Origin of the sequence: Eubacterium ruminantium (assembly GCF_900167085.1) — a bacterium.
Taxonomy (GTDB): Bacteria; Bacillota; Clostridia; order Lachnospirales; family Lachnospiraceae; genus Eubacterium_Q; species Eubacterium_Q ruminantium.
This window is the reverse complement of the sequence record NZ_FUXA01000004.1, coordinates 311,625-333,984: the sequence shown is the minus strand read 5'-3', so window position 1 is coordinate 333,984 and position 22,360 is coordinate 311,625. Positions and strand designations below refer to the sequence as shown.

Sequence of the window (22,360 nt, the reverse complement as noted above, 5' to 3'; positions counted from 1 at the left end):
TAGATGCTATGAACGTAATTACGGACGTGATGGCATCATCAATCTGGTAAAGTACAGCAGAGAAAACAGAGGAATAGATACAGCTTCGTTGACAAATGTTACGCCTGAAAAATTTACCCTTAGAGATATCATTTCTGAACATTATGATCAAGCAAAAAGTTATATAGATCGAATACAGGTACATGTACCGGAGGGGACAGTGCGAAAGACAGCCTCAATAAGGCTGCATCAGTTGTTGTTCTAGGGTTTGACAAAGCAGACGGATAAAAGTAGAATAAGGCAAACAATTCTAAATCATTATATCTAGAAGCTTTTCTTTTTATGCTCTCCCAACTGACAACAGATTTACTCCATCAATGGAGAGTTTGATGTTGTCACACAGGACGAAATAGGATATATTTTCTATGAAGTGAAATTCAAAAAAAGGAAGATATCAGAAGAAGTTATAGCTGAAGAAATCCGTCAGATACAGAATACAAACCTGAATTGTTATAAATATGTTTTCTTTTCAAGAGCCGGATTTACAGCAAAAGAGACTGACGAGATTAAACATATAGAACTTTCTCAATTATTTTGATCATACATAAAACAAGCCGGATGAAAGCGAATATGCCCTCATCCGACTTGTTAATTTTGTGTATTAAATTTTTACTGATCTCCAACAGCATGAATGATTTCAGGAAGCAGCTGCTTCTTACGGCTCATTACATGCGGCATGTCATATATATTCTTTCCAACTGCTGAATACGGAAGATGTCTGTTGCCTCGATGATCTGTGCACAGGAGCGCACTATGTTCATGAATTACATCCGTGATCATCAGTACAGCCCAGTCAAGACCTCTCATATTTCTTATATCATTAAGCGCTTCCAGATATCTGTCTGAATAATCCCTAAGATCATTGAGTGTTGTAACTTCACACTGACCAATGCCTATATTTACACCATTTTCTGAATAAGTCTTGAAGTCAGCAGCTATCTCAACCTGCGGATCTTTATCCTTAAGTCCACCGACTCTTGAGAACATTGACATACCATATTCTTCAACGTCAACTTTTGAAATTGATGCAAGAACATGCGCTGCTACCACATCATCTCCGGTTGTTGTTGGACTCTTCAAAATGAGTGTATCCGACAGAATTCCTGTTAAAAGAACCTTTGCCATCACGCTGTCCGGTGTACGGTTATTTCTGATATATTGCTGATATACGATTGTACATGTACTTCCAAGTGGTTCAGCGCAAATAAAAATCGGCTGCTTGGTCTTGATCGCATCAAGTCTGTGATGATCGAGGATTCCTACGATATTGGCTGTTTCTATTCCTCTGATACTCTGTCCCGGCTCATTGTGATCAACAAGTATCACATTATATTCAGGAAATTTAAGGAAGCAACGTCTTGTGACAAATCCGACATATTTATCATCCTCATATACCGCAAGTCCTCTTTCATCGGATTTCTGAAGTATTGCCCTTGCTTCGTCGAACAGCTCATCCGAAGACAATCTTTCTTTCTGAACCGACATTATCTCTTTAACCTTCGGAATCGCAGTGATCTTACTATTTTCCGATAATTCTCTCATAGTCCAGTTGGTGATATCATCCACCGTAAGAAGACCAAAGAATTCATTTTTATTGTAGACCGGTATCGCGCTCGGATTATTTTTCTCATATACCGCAGCTACAGCGGTCAGCGAATCCTCTGCATCGATCTTATAATCATCACTCAGCATGACATCCTTAACTTTTGGATATACATCACGCATATAAACAGGAATATCTATTTCCAACTGTTCCAGGATATGTCTCGCACTTTCCGACAGATGACCGCATCTGACCGGTATATAGGTATTCTCCGCATCCTGCATGTTCATCAGCCCCGCATATCCGTACGCACTGCACACACTGTCGAGATCAGGATTCCTGTGCCCGGTCACATAAACTGTACTCATCCGTTTTTCCTCCTTAAAAGCCATCTGGTTATTTTATCTGAGCTTCTATTATAGAGTCGCCTCCATACCGCGTCAACAGGATACTTATTCATTCCTACCCGACTAGTTCTACTATAAAACTGATTACTCCACTCTGAGTCTGTCAACTACACTGGTTTTGCTGAGCTTGTTATATGCTATGACCGGTATGATGACTACCAGAATCAGAATAAATGGTAAACATATAAGATTCGGTACAAGTGTAAATTTCCACACAAATATAGGAATTTCATTCGACAGCATTTTTATAAGCGTCAGATTAAGGATAGAAGAAACTATGAGCGATACCACTGCCGACCATATGAAATATCTGCCTCCTTCCTTAATAAGGCTTAGTCTCTGCTGTTTACCGGTCATTCCAACAGCTTCGAGCATGGCCAGCTCTCTGCTTCTTACCAGTATTGATGTAATGACGGTATTTGCAAAATTCATAAGTCCTATAAGTCCCAGTATTATAGCAACCACAGCACCTACAACTTCGAACATTCTTTTAAATCCGGAATACTCTTTAATGACGCTTTCCTTGGAGTCATAATCCAGATCAGGATTAACTGAATTGGTATAATTTTTCAGCCAGTCATTTATATATTCTTTCTTGGAATCCTCTACATCCAGGATAACTCTCATGGCATTCCAATCAGACCCGTTAAGTGCAAGAAATTCATCTTCAGGAAGTACGTAATTGCATTCGAACATGCCATAATGTCTGAGTTCGATAGCCAAAGGAATTTCAACTATCGCATAGATTTCATATTCTTTAACAGGCGCATTTTCAAAGCTGTCAATTTCGAATTCCTCTCCTGACTCACTTACAACCGTTTTGGTTTCAGCATTTTTAGGATCATAGCTTTTTATACCAATCTTGTCTCCCACATCCAGGAAATCCGTTTCTCCATCATCTGTTACAAATCTCGTCATGAGTACATAATTTCCTGAATTAAATGTATCCCAGTCAATCTTATCGCTTCCGTCCTTTGACTTTATAACCTTCAGCTTGTCCACTGCCAACTTGCTCATTCCATACGTTTTTCCGTCAAGGTCTCTTCTTTCCATATGGGAATCAATGACTTCTTTTTTCATATCGGCATCATAGCCGTATTCTTTAAGCTTCTTATCAAACAGCTTACTCTGCAGTACATTTTTATTTATTTTTTCCCAGTTCTCTTCACTGAATTCCTGATGACCGGAAGCAATGTAAATATTTCCGACAGAATTCACACCGTCAAGGCTGCTTATCTCATCGATCAGATCATGGCTCACAGCCTCAGTATTCACATTTCCTGCAGAAGGATTATCCAGTTTCGCGTCCTGAATATTAAAATCCGTAACAATAAAACTCTCAACATATCTATCCATGCTGAATCCACTGACAAATCCAAATACACTGTTAAGTACGACAAGACCCAGTGATAAGGAGAGAATTACTACTACCAATTTCTTCTTTGGCTTTCCATTTTTACCTCGTTCTCCCGTGTACTTTACCGTCTCCACCGGTGAAACTCTGGCCGCTTTACGACAAGGTTTTCTCGCGCTGAATACCACTGTAATATACGAAAATAAAGCAGCCGCCATAAGCATCCATATATTTATATCGAGACCACCTTTTTCACCACTACTTAAACTGAATTGTCCTGAAATTATCGGAAGAAGATATGCCCCAACCAGAATACCCAGACCGATTCCGATAGGAATTCCGATGATTGAAATAAGATTTGCCCTCTTCATGACGATTTTTTTCAGCTGCTTCTCGGTTGTCCCTATCGTCTTCAGAAGTCCAAATTCCTGAATATCTGAAATTATATTAATGTCGAAGATATTATAGATGATGAGATATCCCGAAAACATAAATATAATTATCAATGCACCGCAGATTATAAGTGCCGACGGATCGATTTTACTTGCTGCATACGCCCAGTTGACTCCATAATCCACATCTTCTCTGAGTCCGGTTCTTGCGATGAGTTTTTTTACTTTTTTCTCTATATTTATACTGTTGCTGAAACTAAAATCTACAGAATATCTTCCGATACCTTCATCCGGTTTTGTCCTTGAATAGGGTTCTGTAACAGCAGGTGCATATTTTTCCTGAAAGATTTTTGATACATAGATCATCTGTGCAGGGCTGATGGGATCTGCCTCATAGTAACCGCTTACCTTAAAGTCTTTAGATACAATCTCTCCGTTGATATTAAGATCAAGTCGGATATCGGCTCCAACCTCACAAGGTGCGCCTAAAGCGTTGAGAACCCGGTCACTTACCACAACTTCATTTTCCTCTTTAGGCATTTTTCCCTTTGCAGGATAGCTGAAACTATTTTTAGCCTCTTCTGCTTCCGAAAAATAGCATTCGGAATACAGCTTGGCCAATTCTTCATTTTCCCCGAAACCAACAAGGATCCTATATGATACGGATTCAATTTCCGGATCATCCTTCACCTGCTTATATTCTTCCTCAGTAAGATTTTTAAATCCCGCATGACTTGTACCGCCAACCTGTCTCATGGTGGATTCCTGCTCTTTATTGATCATGCTTCCTCCAACTGAAAATAGTGTCGAAAAAAGCAGGCTTGTAAGGATAACCGCAAATACAAGTATGACGTATTTATTCTTCTTGGATTTCACCCCGCTGTAGGTCAGATTATTTATAACATTTTTGTTATTTACCTTTTTCATTAATGTCCCTCTGTTATTTAGCTATTTATATTTTTTTATATTCCGATAGATTCTGTTCCACTCTGTTCCGGCAGAGTTTGTTCTGTCAGATTCCGGCAGATTCTGTTCCGCTCTGTTCCGACAGAGTTTGTTCTGTCAGATTCCGGAAACTCATACATCAAATTTATTTACGATTATACGATATGACCATCTTCGATCCTTATAGTTCTGTCTGCCATTTGGGCAATCTCATCATTATGTGTGATCATGACAATGGTCTGATTGAACTTTTGTCCTGTGGTCTTCAGAAGTCCCAATACATCCTGACTTGTCTTTGTGTCCAGATTACCTGTAGGTTCGTCTGCCAGGATTATCGCAGGCTTCGATGCGAGTGCTCTTGCAATAGCAACTCTCTGCTGCTGTCCGCCCGAAAGCTTAGAAGGAAGAGCCTTCAGCTTCTTTGATATTCCAAGAGTTTCAATAACATTATCTATATATTCCTTATCAACCTTCCTGCCGTCCAACTGTATCGGAAGAACTACATTGTCATAAACCGAAATGCTCGGCACCAGATTAAAGCTCTGGAAAATGAATCCAATCTTCCTTCTTCTGAAAATGCAAAGCTCATCACCCTTAAGTTCCGATATATCTTTATCATCTATGATTATCTTTCCAGCAGTCGGATTATCAAGTCCTCCAAGCATATGAAGCAGTGTTGATTTACCGCTTCCGCTTGTACCTATGATGCTTACAAACTCTCCTCTTTCAACAGACAAGCTTACATCATCAAGCGCCTTTACCAATGTTTCATTTTCTCCGTAATATTTTTTTATATGTTCTGCAACCAGTATACTCATTTATGTCCTCCGTCTCGTTTCTTATGCTTTATTTTACAAAAGCTATAATATCATCTGTTTCTTTCCAGATTATTTCTGAATTCTTTCATTTTTGAAAGAATTCGAAGAATCACATTTTGCATGAATCATTGAAATTACGTTTTTCATAAATTAGAGGAATTACGTTCTGCATGAATCATTGAAATTACGTTTTTCATAAATTATTGGGTAAGAATTATGTATATCGGATGCTTGCACAAAAATTAGGGGATACCGCATGTTTGCACGATATCCCCTAATAATTATTTTCTAAGATATATTATAAACTCTCCGCCTTCTCTCTTATCATTTGGAATGACCTTTATATAGCCATCCTCCTTCGAGAGAATCTCTCGTGTAAGATAAAGTCCTATTCCTACGCCTTCCTCCTGCTGATAATCGCTGCTCCTGTAAAAGCGTCCGAATATCTTTGCGGCATCTTCTTCAGAAATGCCTTTTCCCTCATCCACCACATGTATGGCGAGATACATATTTGTATCGAATGTGGAAACGGTTACTTTTCCTCCATCAGGCGAATACTTGACTGCATTATCCAAAACGTTCAGTAATGCTTCAAGTGTCCATTTCATATCAAATGATGCCGTCCTACCATCTTCGCCTGCATCATTTTGAACCATAAATGTTATGTTCTTTGCTACAGCCTTCGGCTTGGCCGCTGCCACTGCCGAATTTATCAATTCATTTACATCAGAATGCTCTGCCACTACTTCCAGTGTTCCGCTTTCCAATCTGGAAAGTTTTGTAAGCGAATCGATGAGGAATTCCAGCCTCTGATTCTGCCTCTTTATCTCCTCAGCATATTTCAAAATCTTCTGTGTTGATTTCTCCAACTCCGCGGATGAGTGATTTGATGAGTTGATTCTGACTGACTCACCGGCTGAGTGAATTGAGGAATTCATTTTGTCTGCCTCTGTGTCTGAGTGCGTTGAGGAATTCATTTTGTCTGCCTCTGCCGCTGATCGATTCGAGGTGTTGATTTTTACCGCCTCTTCATAGAGAAGTTCCGTATACATTTTTATATTAGTCATCGGAGTCTTGGTCTGGTGTGATATATCAGATATAAATTGCTCCAGCCTGCGTCTCTCCGCCTCAAGATTCTGATTGGATAACACGGAGTTTCCCAAAAATTCCTTCCACTTCGATTCCAGCCTCGACATTCTTGTCTCATCATAGCTGCTCTCGGAGAAGGTTCCGTTCAGCGCATCATCAATCATTTTATCCAGTTTATCTATTGTTTTATTAGTAAATATCATTTTCGTCCTGTTGCAGTTTTATTTGCAAATATCATTTTCGCTATACTGCATTATCTTCCTTATTTATTCAAACTTGTAGCCCTGGCCGTAAATGGTACTTATATGCTTCTCGCCACCTCGGGTTTCTATCTTGCTTCTAAGTCTGTTGACTGTGACAGAAAGAGCATTTTCTTCAACATACTCTCCGCTGTCGCCCCATATTCTTTCAATGAGTGTATCTCTGGTAAGGATTATTCCCTTGTTGTCCAGAAGTATCTTCAGAAGACGCTGCTCATTAACACTGAGGAACAGATCCTCGCCATTTTTACTGAAAATGAGCTTTCCGAAATCAAATACCATCCCGTCCATCTCATATACATCCGGCGATGGAGTATTGGCCGCCCCTGCTTCCGTGACCTTACTGCGGCGGAGAAGTGCATTTACTCTTGCTCTCAGAACCGCGAGACTGAAAGGTTTTGTCAGAAAATCGTCAGCTCCCATGGTAAGCCCTGTCACTTCATCAATTTCAAGATCATTTGCCGTCAGGATCAGAACCGGAACATTTCCATTTTCTCTGACATATTTCAAATAATCATAACCGCTTCCATCAGGAAGATTGAGATCGAGAATTATGAGATTAATCTCGCTTCCGTATTTGATATAGCCTAATTTTGCTGCCTCTATCGTATGTTCTTTATAAAATGTATCTGCCGTATCTGAAAGCGATATTGAAATACCTTCGCTCAGCGATATATCGTCTTCTACTATCTGAATTATCATTATTGTTCTCCGATTAGTCTGTATTTCTTTTTATTTCCTCAGTATAAACATTGTTCGCGAGGATATCAATTATTATTATGTTTTCCCATGCTGACTTTATCAGATGCGTTACATTTGTGTTCGGGAGGATATCAATTATTATTATGTTTTCCCTGCTACTGAGATCTGTTTCGAAACTCTGTCGGACGCATCCCTGTGATCTTTCCAAATTGCCGCACAAAATGCATATCCGATGCATACCCGCAGATATGAGCAATCTGTTTGATACTGTGATCCGTGGTGGACAGAAGGTACTTTGCACGTTCAACACGAGCGGCGATCACGTCATTTACCGGCGCAACTCCAAAGAGTTTTTTATACGTATGTTGAAATGATGACGGACTCATCGCCAAGACATTGGAGATTGCCGAAATGCTCCAGTCCCGCGCTGGATCATTATAAATTGAGATTCGAAGAGCCGATATCTTCTCATAGTTCGTGCCGTTTCTTCCTTGTGATGTTGAATGTAACGCTTCACTCAACTTGATAAAGAAAAGCCGAAGCAACAGATTAATGGACTCGGTTTTATTGGGATGATCAAAGAAATACTCGTGACAGAGCATCTCCATAATCTTTGCCGGTTCTGAAAGATTTTGTGAAAAATGAAGCCGGTCATAGGCAATATCCAGCCCCTGCAGAAATTGTAAATCCTCCTCATTGTCCGGGAGAAAATGAAACCAGTCGTTGCCGAAACGCTCTCCATCCGCACGGTAAAACTGCGGAGTTCCCTTCTTATATAAGACCACATTTCCCGCAGATGCTTCGGTATCACCTTCCGAAAATGTAAATATAGCCTTACTTTTTATCAGCAGTATAAGATAATCCCCGGACCCTTGTGGTCGATTGATAAAAAAATCCGGATCATGCCAGTGATTTATTCCAATATTCGTTATATGCATGCTCTCATCCTCCATCCATATCATAGCATATCCCGCCCTGCCGGTCGACGCCCAATCTTATTCTATTTATCTTTTTTTGCAGGATATGTCAGTATTCTTGCAGAATTATCCATTATATATATCATAGCAAAATGCTAAAATAAAAAAACAAAATACGATAATTAAGATAAATACGGAGGTATTTCTGATGAAAGCCAAAATAACTCTACACAAAGACCGAGTTATTTCCCAGATTGATGACCGTCTCTACGGTTCATTCATAGAACATCTTGGTCGCGCAGTTTACGGCGGCATCTATCAGCCGGACCAGAAAACCGCAGATGATATGGGATTCCGAAAGGATGTACTTGATCTTGTAAAACAGCTGAACGTTCCTATCGTTCGTTATCCGGGCGGTAATTTTGTATCAGGTTATAACTGGGAAGACGGCACAGGTCCTAAGGAGAAGAGACCTCGCAAACTCGAACTTGCTTGGTCTACTATCGAAACCAACCAGGTTGGTATTGATGAATTCCAGGAATGGGCTAAGCGTGCAAATACTGAGATCATGATGGCTGTTAATCTTGGAACACGTGGTGCTGATGAAGCGCGTCAGCTTGTTGAATACTGCAATGCAGAAACTGATACATATTACGCAGACATGCGCCGCAAGAATGGATTTGACAAGCCTTTCGGTATCAAACTTTGGTGCCTTGGAAATGAAATGGACGGCCCTTGGCAAATCTGTCATTTGACCGCACAGGAATATGCCCGCAAGGCTTGCGAAGCAGCAAAGGTTATGAAATGGACAGACCCATCGATTGAACTTGTTGCCTGCGGAAGTTCTTCAAAAGATATGCCAACCTTTGGAGAATGGGAAAGAACTGTACTTCGTGAATGCTATGATAATATTGATTATATTTCACTGCACAGCTACTATGGCAACCGTGATGACGACACAAAGGGTTATCTTGCACAGTCACTCAACATGGACGCATTCATCCAGACTATCGTCGGCATCTGCGATGAAGTAAAGGCAGAGAAAAATAGTGATAAAACTGTTAATCTTTCATTTGACGAATGGAATGTATGGTTCCATAGCAATGAGCAGGACAAGCAGATTCCACGTTGGTCTATCGCACCTCATCAGCTTGAGGATATCTATAACTTTGAGGATGCTCTCGTGGTAGGTTCACTGCTTATTTCTCTTATCAACCATTCCGATCGTGTAAAGATTGCTTGTCTGGCTCAGCTGGTCAATGTAATTGCACCGATCATGACCGAAGACGACGGCTGCTGGCTGCAGACAATTTTCTATCCATTTATGCACGCATCCGTATACGGCAGAGGCAAGGCACTCAACGTTGATATCGCTTGTGATACTTATGATACAAAGGAACTCAAGAATGTTCCTTATGTAACTGTTGCTGCAACTGAAAATGAAAATGGCGAGGTTACTGTATTTGCTGTAAACCGTTCTCTTGAAGATTCCGCTGAGATAGAAAGCATCGGCTTCGACGGCTTAAAGCTTACTTCCCACACTGTATTGAACTGCGATGACATGAAAGCAGTGAATTCATTTGAGAATCCTGAAAACATTGTTCCTGCAGAACTTCCGGTAGACGGACAGCTCATCCTTCCTGCACACTCATGGAACGTTCTTCGTTTCAGTAAATAATAAATCTATCATATATATGAAACGTGCGCCGCTAGGCGCACTCAATAAATGGGCAGTCCCGCTAAACGGCTTGACTGCCCATTCGATTATCTCAATGTTAATTCCAGCTCTTCCAAACATCAGGCTGATATCCTAAAGTTGACTGCTTTCCATTTCTTACAACAGGGGTTTTGATCACTGATTGATTCTCAAGGATTTTCTCAAGCTTGTCCTCATCGGCAATATATTTGATGAGTGCAAGGATATCCTTATCCTTTCCTTCCCAGTTGATCATGTTATCTATTCCGCCATTTGCCTGAGCGACTGATGTAAATTCTCCCTTGCTCATGCCTTTTTCTTTCATATCCACAAACTGATATTTGATTCCTCGCTCTTTGAAAAATCGCTCGGCCTTTTTCGTATCATTGCACTTCTTCGTACCAAAAATCTGTATATTCATTATTTTTCAATCTTACCTTTCCAGTCAATAATTCCGCCAATATCAACAATGTTAGTGTATCCCTGCGCTACTAACTTTTCGGCAGCCTGCTTACTTCTATTGCCGCTTCTGCAGTATACATATATCAGCTGATTCTTGTCCGGAAGTTCTGCCGGCGCTTCTGTTCCGATTGATTCATTTGCCACATTGATTGCTCCCGGTATATGTCCACTTGAAAATTCATCCAAGCGTCTGACATCCAAAATAGTGTATGAACCATCTGCGCCGGATTCAAAAATCTTTCTCGCCTCATCCATTGATATCTTTTTATAAGCCATTTTATTTAGCCTCCATTTTTTCCTGTGGTGAATTATATACCGCCGTATCACGCTCTATTCCACGCAGCATCTACCGGTCATAATCTTTTTTAAATTCCTGTGGTGATCATGCTCTATTCCAAATTTCATAGCCCTGCCGTCTGGCAGAATCATACACGGGTTGCATATTCTTCTGCAGGATATTCATGAATTCCTCTTCGCTGTTGCCCTTGCGGTACAGCTCCTGCCCTGCCCAAATAGAATGCAGATAAGTATAGTTCTAATATAACATAAAAAGAGCCGAAATGCTTCTACGTTTCTACGATTGCATATGGACTTTCATACATGTTGCGTAGCTGTTCTACAGTATTGTATTGCTCGCCGATGCAGAATTCCTTCGACCATGTCATATAATAAGCCCACGGAGTATGAGACTGCTCCAACATTTTGATATCAGGAAGGTAGCCTACCTCTGCCAGTGCCGCCACCTTATTTTTCGTTGTATCATTTATTAGTTTCAAATATTCATCACGGTAGTCGGTAGATTTATATTCTGTCAGATAAATGTCCACAGAAATAACATCAACATATTCATCACCCGGATATCCCTCAGGCAAACGACAGTTCCACACCCATAAAAGATTATTCAAATGGCAAGTCTCCGTAAAATAATGATACATGAGAATATAAAGTTTCTTAGCTATTTCCGGGCCCTTTGCTCCCCACCAGAACCATTCTCCGTCTGACTCGTGAAATGGGCGCCAGAGAATAGGAATATCTTTTTCTGAAAATGGTTTCAGATAGTCAGCTATTATCTTCATATCATGATAAAATGCTTCTCTTTCTGAAGACCCTTCTACCAGGATTTTTGCAGCATCAAAATCTGTATTTTTTGTATAAAAACTTTTATCGTGTCCACCAAGTGGAGAAAACCAATGAAAAGAAAATGTCAAAATCCCTTCTGAATTTTCAGCCCATTTCATTGCAGTTTTCAAAGTCTCACGGTTCTCGTATATTTCTGTAAGGCATTCATTTGATGCATTTTCATAATTGATATTTGGGGAATAGCTTAACAGCTCAAAGCCTCGAAGTTTCGGTTTTTTCCCTGTCTTTGAAAAAATATAATCAACCTCTTCCATCGGTATGGTCTGAGTGTGCTGTCCTGTTATAATAGCTTTTCCCGCTGTCTCAGATAAATAGTTCAATAACATTTTTGCATTCTCTGATGCATTTTTGTTTACAGGTATTTGCATAATATCTCCTTTCAGTTTGTCTGGCGGAGTCTGTTTATCATTTCAATACACATTCGTCCGTTATGGTAAGGACATTTCCAGGCATGGACAAGTGCCTGATTTGGTTTGACTGTATTATCAGGCTCAATATCTTCAATCCATTCACCTGTCACAGTATCAATGACATTTTTATTAATATAATCCCATATCTGCTGGGAAATGTACATATATTCCGTGTGATTCGGATTCTTTTGGTACGCATTGTAAAAGCCGATAACAGCCTCTGCCTGAACCCACCATATCTTTTTCCGGCTGATAACACCATTTTCGCACTCATTATACATAGCATGACTTTGAGGATCTATACCATTTATATATGCCTCCGCTGCCAACCCGTTGATAATCGGCAACATTTCCTCATGACATTTTTCATCCCTCAACACATCACATGCTCTGTCAATCAACCATGAAGTTTCTATATCATGACCATATGATTCAAGATTGATTATCGAATTGTATTCCTTGTCGAAGAAAACCTCACAAATCTTTCTCTGAGGGTTATAGATTTTTGTTTTGAAAATTTGCAAAATCTCACGAATTGATTTTCCCACATTGGAAAATCCGTCTGCACGATATAGTTCTGTATATGATTCAAGAACATGAAGAAGAGTGTTCATTGTACGGTCAGCCAGAACACCATTTTCAGAAAGTTTATCATTGAAAACCGGTGTGAAATCACGGTTAAAAGCCTCCAAATATCCTTTTTCATCCCGACATTTTTCTTCTATGGTACGATAAAGCGTATATGCCAGATTCAGAGCATCTTTTCTCCCGCTAACCTGATAGTAAACTGATAATGCGTAAACTGAAAATGCAAGATTATAAGTGTGCTTGACATCATCAAGTACAGATCCGTCCGCATTCACCGACCAAAATATGCCACCATATCTGTGGTCAAAAAAATAGTTCACCAAAAAGTTATATGCATGATCCGCCATCCTAAGCAGCCCTTCATTTTTCAGAAGTTTATACGAAGCAGAATAAAACCATAGTATCCTACTATTTAATATGGCTCCTTTCATACTATTTTTATCCGCCACTCCATGATCATCTGCATACCCGTAAAAACCGCCGTGTTCTTCATCTTTCATATTGTTCCAGAACGGAATAAGATCATTGCATAAATGATCATAAAATGATTCCTCTCTCATGAAAATCATCCTCCCTTCCATAGTATATAACCCACGTTATTTATATGGTTGTGTTATATCATGGCGGATATTATGAATCCATTAAATAAGAACGAAATAATTGTACAAATCTATCATATGTATTTGATGTCAAGCAATTAAATATGGTAATATGGAAATATAAAAATGTTAGAATTATTAAGCAAAAGAGGACTACAAATGCAGATATTTGAATATATAGACGCACTGAATCAACCATATGATATTTTTTATTCGCATTCAGTTGATTCACCGCTTCATTGGCATTATTATAGCGAAATCATATACATGGAAAAGGGCTCCATAACAGTAGAATGTAATGATGAAAAATTAATCCTAAATGAGGGTGAGCTTTGTTATTTTTACCCGCTGCAGCTGCATGGTATTACCAAGGCTAAAGATGACGACGTCACATATGCGGTGATCAAGTTTGATATTCACACCCTCAATATTCCATCTGCCTATCTGACAAAAATGTTTGATTATTTTTTGAGAAGAACTAAAGAAGAAGATCTTTGCCTGGTGTTAAATCGCGAAGAATCCTCTTCCAAAATGTTGCCTCAAATGATAAATCTGATTGTGGAAGAATACCGAAATAAAAATGAATTTTACATGTTGAACATTCAGGCAAATATCCAAAATCTGCTGATTTTTATGGCTCGTAACCTGAAAAAGGATATCCGTGTATTTCAGAAGAAACAAACAGAATCTGATTTTTCCTTTTTTCATATTTTAGAATATATTGATATGCATTCCGGCGAATCCCTTGAAATACAGGAACTCGCCAGAATGTGCCATATGAGTTATTCAAATTTCGCAAGACTCTTCAGAAAAAAATACGGACGTTCTTGCAAAGAATATATAAACTACATACGTTTAAATAAGGCTCAATATCTACTCCTCAATTCAGAATATGATCTGAACTATATTGCCACGGAAACCGGTTTTTTTGATTGTAGTCATTTTATCAGGACCTATAAAAAATGGAAAGGAATAACACCTAAGCAGGAAAGAATTTCTCACGGACTTTCCGCGCCCGGTGATACATTTTAGATTTTACTGATCAGTCCAGTGATTGACATTCTATAGTTTTCATCATTTCACTAAAACCGTTGCGCTCATCTTTTCCACCTTTGGTTGTATGTTGTTTGGGGTATGATAATTTATAGTTCAACTCGTTCCCACATTTCTTTTTCCGGGTTCCGGCTCAGCCGCACCACGTGATCATATCCCAGTGATAACAGAATCTCTTCAGCCTGAACATAACCTGCATCCAGAAGTTTTGCATCATGACAATCCGAATTAATTATAACCTCACCACCCCAGTTCTTCCATTCTTTAAGCAAAAATAAAGCCGGATAAGGTTCTGTCATATACCCTCTTGCAACTCCTCCTGTATTTACTTCAAGCAAAGCATTTGTATCAACAAGATCTCGAAGGGCATCCAAAGCCATCATCTTATAATCCAAAGAATCTTCGTCATATAAATGCAGCGCCGCATTGTTATACCTGACAAGATCAAAATGTCCTATTATTTGGGGCTTTGATTCTATAACGTAATCCCTAAACTGTGTAAAATACCTTTTCGCCATTTCGAGGCCATTTCCGTCACAATATTCATTTATATATTTCTGCATAATCTCAGCCGGCGCATCAACCCCACTATAGCTACCGTCAGGTATCTTGAAATAATGCATAGAAGCAATAAAATAATCGTACTCCGTCGATTCCGAGCAACTGTACATATCTCTTTCAATCCCGAGATAAACTGCCATACGACCTTTGTATTCTTGCTTGATCCTACGTATTTCATTTATATAATCACATTCCCTTGAAGGATCGATACAATGTGCCGGATCAAACATCTGTGGAGCATGTGATGTAAAACCAAGCGATACAAATCCCATTTCACATGCCGTTCGAGCCATCTCCTGTGCGGTTGATTTACCGTCACAAAAGGTAGTGTGAACATGTGCTGAAGATAATATAGATTTCATTCAATAAGCCTCCTCTTGCTTCAACATATGATTTTTTCCCCAAAAAGGTAATTGGTAGTTTTAGGAAGGAAAATACATTTACCGTATAGATATTTTTGTATAATCAACAAAGCCTCTCTGTTGCTCTTGTTTTTGGTGCGTCTTCTTCACATGAGTTTTGTCTATCAAGTTCATCTTGATAACGCTAATAGATACTCCTCAAACCCAATCAAATCCAATTCACTACAAAAAGCTAAAGTATTGATCCTATATGTATTATCAGTACCTTTTATCCACTTTATCCACCAGCCCCTTTATCCTCTCCCCCATACTTCATACCCTTGCCGTCTTGCCGAATCATACACTGGCTGCATATTCTTCTGAAGTATGTTGAAGAATTCTTCTTTCGTATTTCCCTTGCGATATAACTCCTGCCCTGCCCAAATAGAATGCAGATTATCTCTGTAGCACGACTCGTATAATTTTCTAATGCCTTCTTTCTCATGAATCAGCTGATACATGATAAACTGATTCTTCGCAAATCTGCTGAAAAATGGATCCCATTTCGGAAGTCTGTTGCTCTTGGAAGAGTTCAATGAAGAATCCATCGGCATCAGATTCCACAGCTCATCATTCATGACAAATGACCATGGAATAAAATGATCCACATCATACTGCTTTATTTCAACCGGTTCTTCTGTAAATACATCCATAATCCGGTTCACATCCAGAATGCTATCCCAAAGCTTCCGCACATTATTTAGCTTTCGCATCTTTTCATCCATCGGAGCCAACTTGTATATCAGTCCCGGCACTTCCGGATTATTATTCTGCAGCCATTTTACTTTCTCATACTGAATCCAGCCCAAAATCGACACGGTCTGATCCTGTATCATTTCCACCCAGGCATCTTGAAAATAAACTTTCTTTTTAAGCTTACTTTCCTCTCCCAATATGTATGGCAAAAGCACGGTGTCTTTATTTATTTTTTCGATGAAAGCGGTCATCCTGCGAACACTTCCCCAGTCCACCGTCCCCTCGCTTTTATTAAAGAATCCGGCCAAAGCTCTGTATGGAACCATATTGGTAAGCTGCTCTTTATAAGCCTTCAACTCGGAATCATGCTCTGCAATCGCATTTTTAATCTCAACCTTTGAAGCATTTGCGGGCAAATCCGAAAGCTGTGTGAGATGTAAAACCGCTCTTTCCAAGCCATCTCTCACCTGCCCGTCCAACTGCATTCCGCTTAAATGAATATGAAATTCTCTCACGGAATACCAGGCATTGCAGATCATTTCATTTATGATTGCATCAAAAGTTGTTTCCTTTATACCCTCAGATATCAGCTGCACAATCGCTTCCAGCCAATAAAATTTATAGCAATAAGAAGGATCTTTCATCATCAGAGAAAACGACTCTATATCCAATGTATTATAATATTTTCCGTCAATCGATAATGAATATCCGACCTTCGTAAAATCAGAATCAGTCACTTCTCCTCACCCCTTTCCTATGCCAATAAATATAGTTCTAATTTTTCCTTTAATCAGTCCAGCGATTGACATTCTATAGTTTTCATCATTTCACTAAAACCGTTGCGCTCATAGAAACGCATTCCGTCGACATTTCCCGGAAATACCTGTGTGCGAATAAAGTCAACTTTATTTTCTTTGCCATAGTCTTTAGCAGCCCGAATAAGCCCGGCTCCAATCTTATTATTCCGCATGTCTTCACGCACACAAAGATCTTGCATATACACGACACTCTGCGGCTTAAGGCAGGAAACCTTCTTTTGCTGAAGGATCATAACATGTACAAAACCTACTGCCACCCCATCAATGTCCGCAACAAGGATATCCTGGTTATCACTCTCGAAGATATTCTGAAAGAACTCATCCGTTCTTTCGCCAATAACAAAATGTTCCGGCTGATATCTTACTCCATCTTCTTCCAGCGCCAAATACAATTCCCGTAGCGCCTCTATATCATTTGCAGTTGCTTTTCTAGTGTGAACATGTGCTGAAGATAATATAGATTTCATTCAATAATCCTCCTTTTTGCTTCAACATATGATTTTTTCCAAAAAGGTAATTGGTAGTTTTAGGAAGGAAAATACATTTACCGTATAGATATTTTTGTATAATCAACAAAGCCTCTCTTCTCATAAATTTCTTTCATATTTTCATTTTTTGTCTCATTTGCCTGCTTCATATAACTCTCATATTCTGCTCCACCGACTTTTCGATCAGCTAACCATTTGTTTACATTATTGTATATTTCAATATTTTCTGCTTTCTTTCTTTCAGCCAATGGGCGCATAAATGGGTTATTCTTAACAAATTCATCCATTACTGTAAGAAAAGTCTTTCGCTCTTCCGGAAAAACTTTTTCTCTATAATCCAGAAGTTCATCGGCCTTTTGTGTAAGCACAGCAACATCTCTTTGTAGTTCCCACAAAACCGAATATGCAAGCTTATATATATCTTCAAGTGTTTTAGTCATCTCAAAAAAATCAAGCACAAAAGGCATAAGTTTCTGCTGAGATTCGTTCATTGCATTCAGTATTTCCGCATTGTCGCCCTTTTTATATGCAAAACTGAATTGTCTTATAGCATATTTATCAACATCAAAGTTTAGTGAATATTTATGATATAAGCTTCGAAGATCTATAATATAACGATTGCCGATAGTCAGAGGATTTTCATCAAACTCTGTCAGCCGAAGACTCATTAAGCCTACTCCAACACAAAGGGAAGCCTTCCACCGATACCATCACCACCAGATGACATCTTTGCAAACATTCCCGTCATCGGCATAAATGTGCAACTGAAATAGAATAATCCGTGTATCAACATCAGTGCTCTGAGCCACTTATTCTTTCTCATATCATTTACATTTCCATAACGCCATCGGATGATCTCTCAATCGCTCTATGATTTCAGCGTTCTCAAAAAGTAACTCCGGTTTATATTCTTTTTCTATAAACCTTTCCATATACTCTATTTCTGCTTCTGTCAGTTTCATAAGCGATGCTATGTACTCCTTCGCCTGCTGTTTCTTCCCCTCAAGATCAAACTTATCTTTTACAGCCAGAACCGGAAACAGATCAGATTTTATCTTTGAAAAGACAAGACTGTCTATGACTGATGTATCAAAGTCTTTGTTCACTTCTATTGCAGAAATCGTCGCATAGAAAATGATGCATTTCCTGAACATGTCCTCTTCACCTGAAAACAGCTTCATATCAGCCATATTGCAGAAGTCATACAGATCCCTTGCGGCAGCCCTGCTTATCAGAGCATTGGTTTTTGCCGCAAAGATTTCCATAGCCGCTACCGTTCTGACCTTTATCGGCTCTCCGAAAGCTTCTGTTACAAAGACTCTGTCTTCTGACGGAAGCACGTGTGTTCTCAGAGAATAGTTAATCTCTATTTTGATCATATCCTTATTGCCAGCAGCATTCACATAGTTATAGTGGAATGCGTCCAGGCTGTGACTGAATCTTGAAGCATTGGAAAGAGAATATCCTTGCTCCGACATATATCCCTTCAGTATCTCCGTCAATCGCTCTCTTTCGTTTTCCGTCTCTTCTCTTGTCAGATTCGGGATAAAATCCATATCTATATCAACTGACAATCTTGGAAGGTTGAAAACCGTCAGATTTATAGCAGTTCCACCCTTAAGCAATAGGTGTTCACGCATATATTCCTCTGTATTCAGGAATTCAAGAATTGTTTTCAAACGAAGAACCTTCTCAAATGTATCGCGATTAAATCCAAATTCCCGTGCCCTTGCATCAAGCTCTCTTCTGTTATATTGCGGCATCCTCTATCCCTCCGTTCTTCATTTGCTTTATATTCTTTGGATATACCAGTTTCCATTCACCCGAATAGCACGGCTCACTTATACCGTTTGTCAGATATCGCTTTGAATTTCCGCTTCTATCATTACATATCTTTATAAAATCATCACTTACGCCAAGCTCTGTCTGATATTCATTAAAAATAAAACCGGTCTTCTGATATAAAAAGGCACTGTCATATCCGGCCAGATAGTTTATCATTTTTGCCTCATCAATACTGTTCACGGACACTACACACGAAAGCACCTCTTCCAACCCGGCGATAAGATTGATATCCTTTATGGAATCTACTATCGTCCGCTCCTTATCCGTAACCCTCACTCCACCGCTAAACTCCGGAGAAACTATACCTTCCTTCATCTGTTCTTTGACATAATGATAAGTGTACCCATCAAATTCAAAGTCGTGGAAACGTGTCTCAGAACCAACATAAACCTCATAGAAAACCTGATCGACAGTTCCATAATACTCAAAGGCAGTGTGATGGGATACATAAGAAGATGACGTGATAGCACTGGCAACCTGAAATCTGTTCGCCACCGGTCCTCCATTTTCACCGCTCACGCATGTGTATAATCCATTTCGGATTTTTAATACCATATTCTCCTTAAGAAGTTTTCCCAGCGCCGCTCTTGCTGTGCGTTCGCTAGAATACAATGCATTTACTTCTTTCATGGAAAAAACTGGATACTGTAGCAGTTCATAATACAAATTCATATTCTCGCTCCATGATGTTAATTATTTGTCGTAATTTACTCTATATTATGTTATTCTCGTACACATGCTTAACTTATCATTGAGGAACCACTTTGTCAAGTTGGATTTATGTATCTTTCTACTATCATTAATGTCACTAACGTACTCCATCTAAACAAGACGATGCTTTATTGTCCGGCATATTCAGATTTGACCAAAGGATCCTTTATTAAATCTTAACTCCCGGAGATTTTGCGACTCAAGCTGTAAATATCATATTAGTGGATGTGGCGGGGCGAAAAGCGTCCGGTGGACGGCACTGCATGCCAGTGACATGCGTTAAGTGCGGACCGTAACGAAGTGAAGAATTGATCTGAGCCGACCGGAGCGAAGCGGAGACTTTCGAACCCACGATCTTGACCGTATGAAGATCCTGCTCTAACCAACTGAACTACACTGCAAGTACAGTCGGAGGGGTGCTACGTGCCGGTGGCACGTGTCCAGCACCGACCGAGTCGACATACGAGACCTCGAACCCTCAACCGCCGGATTAGAAATCCGATGCGCTAATCCATTACACCACGTCTGCAAAAAATCGGGATGATGGGGTGCTGATGCCCTGTGGGCATCGTCTAGCACCGACCGGCGCAAAGCATCCAGCGGATGCTTGTTATGCGCGGACCGTAACGAAGTGAAGACCCGGCAGGTGAGACTATCGAACCCATATTTACCTTGTCAGGGCTTACGGCTTATAAGGCCGTGGCTCTTACCTGTTGAGCTACATCCCATATTTAGACGTCACAATGGAGATATTTCTCATTTGACGTTAGTGAAAAGCATCCCTATTTATAGGGGTGTTGTTCTTTTTGCATTCCTACCTTCCGTCATTGCTCGCTTTCTAATAGCGACTCAGCAGATAGTTGATAGTCATGCTTATTATTTGATTTTTCGACATTAACCCACTCATACCCTCATATCATACCTCTTCACCATATCTCACCAATATTTTCTGCTGACCATATATAAAATCAAGCCGATAGCTTTTATGACTATCGGCTCTTTTTATTTTAATTACTAAACAATGAATCGTAGCTTTGCTTGATTAAGCCTTTAATATACTCTAAATCATCGCCAGGATAGATCCTGAGTTTTGCTTTCTTAGCCCAGTTGTAGTTATCACCAAGAAGTTCTATTTTGTTTTGTGGATCAGAATACTTAATAGTACGAAGCATCAAGTGGCAGTAGCCGGAGTTAAAATGAAAGTCTGCAAAACTTTTTCCTTCGCTGTATCCAATGTAATGCTTTGTAGTGTTTCTGATTATGTTTTGTGAGATAGAAAGGCAATAATCGTTTATAGTTTCAAAAATATCTAAGAGTTCTTTATTTGCGCCACTAGATAACTTTTCGAAATCTTCCGCTTTAAATTCTTGACTTGTTATTTTTTCGTCAGCAGATTCAGTAATCGCAACCGTCTTATTGCTATCTTCATCGCCTTCATTAACCATGAAACCTAAGCCGAGGACTTCTTTTCTGTATTTATCGTTTGGAAATACGAAATCAAATTCCTTTTCGATAAAGTGCAGGATCTCCATGCCGCGCTCTAATATGCTTTCTGGCGTCCATTCCTTGCTTGGCCATGCAGCAACCATTAATTCGCTCTTGGAACCACTGCTATATCTTTCTTGGATCTTTGAATCAAATGAACGGTTTTGTAGTTTGCTATTAATTCTCGCCGAAAGCGCTAACATATTTCCAAGACTGCCATGAGGAAAATGCAAACATATATAGTGAGAGCTTGTATTCCCGAAAATTCTCTTTCAACACTTCTACTTGTTTTCTCACAGACTGATCCGTCTGGATAAATGACTTTTTTGAAGCCTTATCCATTATTATATTTCTGTAGAAATCAATCTTACTCTCGGAGTCCTGCTTGATATCAAGTGCCTTAACATGATTGCTGTCTTTATAGCGCTCGCTATCCCAGTTATATTTATAATTATTCATTATGTCAGCAAGGAACTTGATATTTCCTCTTACTTCAGATTTATCCTTTTGTTTGAGATAATCCATCATCTCTTTCTGAGCTTCTTCGATGCTATCCAGACGCTTATTTACACTGGCCATCATAGCAGCCATGCATACCATAGTCGGATCCAGACTAACCTTATTAAGCGTTGCCTGGCCACTAACCTTATTCGTCATATCATCAAGAGAACCGCCTATATACCCGGAGCCATCTTTTCTTTTTGCCAGATGCATTCCCTTAGGAACAGATACTTTATAAATACCAGAACCGCCTCCCGGCATACACTTCATGATAGAATCTGCCATAAGCCCAAATCCGGCGCCCATCCCCATCATTTTATCAAGAGAAATCTTTGTATATCCGGTTATTGATTTTCTATCCTCAACCGGCTCCAGAGCAAATTCCATCTCAGTTATCGCCCTTGTCATTTCATTTTTCTTAGCTTCATCACCCATAAAAC

General features: G+C 39.5%; 22 protein-coding genes. 4 read left to right on the top strand and 18 right to left on the bottom strand.

Annotated elements, in window-relative coordinates; all coding sequences use genetic code 11:
- Both B5D25_RS13045 and B5D25_RS12825 read left to right on the top strand, forming a co-directional pair.
- Positions 1 to 244: hypothetical protein (locus B5D25_RS13045; protein ID WP_341443642.1), on the top strand; the 244-nt coding region annotated here is incomplete at its 5' end.
- Between the two features lie 165 nt (positions 245 to 409).
- Complete coding sequence (locus B5D25_RS12825) at positions 410 to 577, top strand: hypothetical protein (protein ID WP_159444061.1); 168 nt, start codon at positions 410 to 412, stop codon at positions 575 to 577.
- A gap of 71 nt (positions 578 to 648) precedes the next feature.
- Here B5D25_RS12825 and B5D25_RS02865 read toward each other — a convergent pair whose 3' ends face one another.
- From B5D25_RS02865 to B5D25_RS02840, 6 genes are all read right to left on the bottom strand, one after another.
- Positions 649 to 1,950: a DHH family phosphoesterase gene (locus tag B5D25_RS02865; RefSeq protein WP_159444060.1), complete on the bottom strand. Its 1,302-nt coding sequence runs from the start codon at positions 1,948 to 1,950 to the stop codon at positions 649 to 651.
- A 123-nt stretch (positions 1,951 to 2,073) separates the two neighbouring features.
- Positions 2,074 to 4,662, bottom strand: coding sequence for an ABC transporter permease (locus tag B5D25_RS02860; protein ID WP_078786234.1), 2,589 nt, complete (start codon positions 4,660 to 4,662; stop codon positions 2,074 to 2,076).
- 173 nt (positions 4,663 to 4,835) lie between these two features.
- The gene (locus tag B5D25_RS02855; RefSeq protein ID WP_078786233.1) at positions 4,836 to 5,498 is read right to left on the bottom strand and encodes an ABC transporter ATP-binding protein; all 663 of its coding nucleotides are present in this window, start codon (positions 5,496 to 5,498) and stop codon (positions 4,836 to 4,838) included.
- Positions 5,499 to 5,779: 281 nt separating this feature from the next.
- The gene (locus tag B5D25_RS02850; RefSeq protein ID WP_242870165.1) at positions 5,780 to 6,790 is read right to left on the bottom strand and encodes a sensor histidine kinase; all 1,011 of its coding nucleotides are present in this window, start codon (positions 6,788 to 6,790) and stop codon (positions 5,780 to 5,782) included.
- Between the two features lie 63 nt (positions 6,791 to 6,853).
- Positions 6,854 to 7,549 carry a response regulator transcription factor gene (locus B5D25_RS02845; protein WP_078786232.1) on the bottom strand — a complete coding sequence of 232 codons (696 nt, stop codon included), beginning with the start codon at positions 7,547 to 7,549 and terminating at the stop codon, positions 6,854 to 6,856.
- A 155-nt stretch (positions 7,550 to 7,704) separates the two neighbouring features.
- On the bottom strand, positions 7,705 to 8,511 hold the full coding sequence (locus tag B5D25_RS02840) for an AraC family transcriptional regulator (protein WP_078786231.1): 807 nt from the start codon (positions 8,509 to 8,511) through the stop codon (positions 7,705 to 7,707).
- A 160-nt stretch (positions 8,512 to 8,671) separates the two neighbouring features.
- Between B5D25_RS02840 and arfA the strand changes: the two genes are divergently transcribed.
- Positions 8,672 to 10,144, top strand: coding sequence for an arabinosylfuranosidase ArfA (gene arfA, locus B5D25_RS02835; RefSeq protein WP_090168424.1), 1,473 nt, complete (start codon positions 8,672 to 8,674; stop codon positions 10,142 to 10,144).
- A gap of 97 nt (positions 10,145 to 10,241) precedes the next feature.
- Here arfA and B5D25_RS02830 read toward each other — a convergent pair whose 3' ends face one another.
- From B5D25_RS02830 to B5D25_RS02815, 4 genes are all read right to left on the bottom strand, one after another.
- Complete coding sequence (locus tag B5D25_RS02830) at positions 10,242 to 10,583, bottom strand: arsenate reductase family protein (protein ID WP_078786229.1); 342 nt, start codon at positions 10,581 to 10,583, stop codon at positions 10,242 to 10,244.
- A complete protein-coding gene (locus B5D25_RS02825) occupies positions 10,583 to 10,900 on the bottom strand; it encodes a rhodanese-like domain-containing protein (RefSeq protein WP_078786228.1) in 318 nt (105 codons plus the stop codon). Before B5D25_RS02825 ends, B5D25_RS02830 begins: the two co-directional genes overlap by 1 nt.
- A gap of 290 nt (positions 10,901 to 11,190) precedes the next feature.
- Positions 11,191 to 12,132: a glycosyl hydrolase gene (locus B5D25_RS02820; RefSeq protein ID WP_078786227.1), complete on the bottom strand. Its 942-nt coding sequence runs from the start codon at positions 12,130 to 12,132 to the stop codon at positions 11,191 to 11,193.
- Positions 12,133 to 12,143: 11 nt separating this feature from the next.
- Positions 12,144 to 13,322, bottom strand: coding sequence for an AGE family epimerase/isomerase (locus B5D25_RS02815; RefSeq protein WP_341443603.1), 1,179 nt, complete (start codon positions 13,320 to 13,322; stop codon positions 12,144 to 12,146).
- Positions 13,323 to 13,520: 198 nt separating this feature from the next.
- Between B5D25_RS02815 and B5D25_RS02810 the strand changes: the two genes are divergently transcribed.
- Entirely contained in the window at positions 13,521 to 14,393 is an 873-nt protein-coding gene (locus B5D25_RS02810; protein ID WP_078786225.1) for an AraC family transcriptional regulator, read from the top strand.
- Between the two features lie 110 nt (positions 14,394 to 14,503).
- Here the strand turns inward: B5D25_RS02810 and B5D25_RS02805 are convergent, their stop codons facing one another.
- From B5D25_RS02805 to B5D25_RS02770, 8 genes are all read right to left on the bottom strand, one after another.
- Positions 14,504 to 15,337, bottom strand: a complete 834-nt coding sequence (locus tag B5D25_RS02805) for a histidinol-phosphatase HisJ family protein (protein ID WP_078786224.1) — start codon at positions 15,335 to 15,337, stop codon at positions 14,504 to 14,506.
- Positions 15,338 to 15,630: 293 nt separating this feature from the next.
- Complete coding sequence (locus B5D25_RS13005) at positions 15,631 to 16,809, bottom strand: HNH endonuclease domain-containing protein (RefSeq protein WP_176755066.1); 1,179 nt, start codon at positions 16,807 to 16,809, stop codon at positions 15,631 to 15,633.
- Positions 16,810 to 16,862: 53 nt separating this feature from the next.
- A complete protein-coding gene (locus B5D25_RS02795) occupies positions 16,863 to 17,357 on the bottom strand; it encodes a GNAT family N-acetyltransferase (protein WP_078786223.1) in 495 nt (164 codons plus the stop codon).
- Positions 17,358 to 17,434: 77 nt separating this feature from the next.
- Positions 17,435 to 18,046, bottom strand: coding sequence for a hypothetical protein (locus tag B5D25_RS02790; RefSeq protein ID WP_078786222.1), 612 nt, complete (start codon positions 18,044 to 18,046; stop codon positions 17,435 to 17,437).
- 156 nt (positions 18,047 to 18,202) lie between these two features.
- Positions 18,203 to 19,141 carry a nucleotidyl transferase AbiEii/AbiGii toxin family protein gene (locus B5D25_RS02785; RefSeq protein WP_035626589.1) on the bottom strand — a complete coding sequence of 313 codons (939 nt, stop codon included), beginning with the start codon at positions 19,139 to 19,141 and terminating at the stop codon, positions 18,203 to 18,205.
- Positions 19,128 to 19,895: a type IV toxin-antitoxin system AbiEi family antitoxin domain-containing protein gene (locus tag B5D25_RS02780; protein WP_078786221.1), complete on the bottom strand. Its 768-nt coding sequence runs from the start codon at positions 19,893 to 19,895 to the stop codon at positions 19,128 to 19,130. Before B5D25_RS02780 ends, B5D25_RS02785 begins: the two co-directional genes overlap by 14 nt.
- A gap of 1,046 nt (positions 19,896 to 20,941) precedes the next feature.
- Positions 20,942 to 21,622, bottom strand: coding sequence for a DUF5655 domain-containing protein (locus B5D25_RS02775; RefSeq protein WP_078786220.1), 681 nt, complete (start codon positions 21,620 to 21,622; stop codon positions 20,942 to 20,944).
- On the bottom strand, positions 21,597 to 22,355 hold the full coding sequence (locus tag B5D25_RS02770) for a hypothetical protein (protein WP_078786219.1): 759 nt from the start codon (positions 22,353 to 22,355) through the stop codon (positions 21,597 to 21,599). Before B5D25_RS02770 ends, B5D25_RS02775 begins: the two co-directional genes overlap by 26 nt.
- Positions 22,356 to 22,360: the final 5 nt, after the last annotated feature.

Coding starts and splice junctions, on each gene's coding strand:
- B5D25_RS02865 (WP_159444060.1), bottom strand. CDS start 1,950: ATGAGTACAGTTTATGTGACCGGGCACAGGAATCCTGATCTCGACAGT.
- B5D25_RS02860 (WP_078786234.1), bottom strand. CDS start 4,662: ATGAAAAAGGTAAATAACAAAAATGTTATAAATAATCTGACCTACAGC.
- B5D25_RS02855 (WP_078786233.1), bottom strand. CDS start 5,498: ATGAGTATACTGGTTGCAGAACATATAAAAAAATATTACGGAGAAAAT.
- B5D25_RS02850 (WP_242870165.1), bottom strand. CDS start 6,790: ATGATATTTACTAATAAAACAATAGATAAACTGGATAAAATGATTGAT.
- B5D25_RS02845 (WP_078786232.1), bottom strand. CDS start 7,549: ATGATAATTCAGATAGTAGAAGACGATATATCGCTGAGCGAAGGTATT.
- B5D25_RS02840 (WP_078786231.1), bottom strand. CDS start 8,511: ATGATATGGATGGAGGATGAGAGCATGCATATAACGAATATTGGAATA.
- B5D25_RS02830 (WP_078786229.1), bottom strand. CDS start 10,583: ATGAATATACAGATTTTTGGTACGAAGAAGTGCAATGATACGAAAAAG.
- B5D25_RS02825 (WP_078786228.1), bottom strand. CDS start 10,900: ATGGCTTATAAAAAGATATCAATGGATGAGGCGAGAAAGATTTTTGAA.
- B5D25_RS02820 (WP_078786227.1), bottom strand. CDS start 12,132: ATGCAAATACCTGTAAACAAAAATGCATCAGAGAATGCAAAAATGTTA.
- B5D25_RS02815 (WP_341443603.1), bottom strand. CDS start 13,322: ATGAGAGAGGAATCATTTTATGATCATTTATGCAATGATCTTATTCCG.
- B5D25_RS02810 (WP_078786225.1), top strand. CDS start 13,521: ATGCAGATATTTGAATATATAGACGCACTGAATCAACCATATGATATT.
- B5D25_RS02805 (WP_078786224.1), bottom strand. CDS start 15,337: ATGAAATCTATATTATCTTCAGCACATGTTCACACTACCTTTTGTGAC.
- B5D25_RS02795 (WP_078786223.1), bottom strand. CDS start 17,357: ATGAAATCTATATTATCTTCAGCACATGTTCACACTAGAAAAGCAACT.
- B5D25_RS02790 (WP_078786222.1), bottom strand. CDS start 18,046: ATGAGTCTTCGGCTGACAGAGTTTGATGAAAATCCTCTGACTATCGGC.
- B5D25_RS02785 (WP_035626589.1), bottom strand. CDS start 19,141: ATGCCGCAATATAACAGAAGAGAGCTTGATGCAAGGGCACGGGAATTT.
- B5D25_RS02780 (WP_078786221.1), bottom strand. CDS start 19,895: ATGAATTTGTATTATGAACTGCTACAGTATCCAGTTTTTTCCATGAAA.
- B5D25_RS02775 (WP_078786220.1), bottom strand. CDS start 21,622: ATGTTAGCGCTTTCGGCGAGAATTAATAGCAAACTACAAAACCGTTCA.
- B5D25_RS02770 (WP_078786219.1), bottom strand. CDS start 22,355: ATGGGTGATGAAGCTAAGAAAAATGAAATGACAAGGGCGATAACTGAG.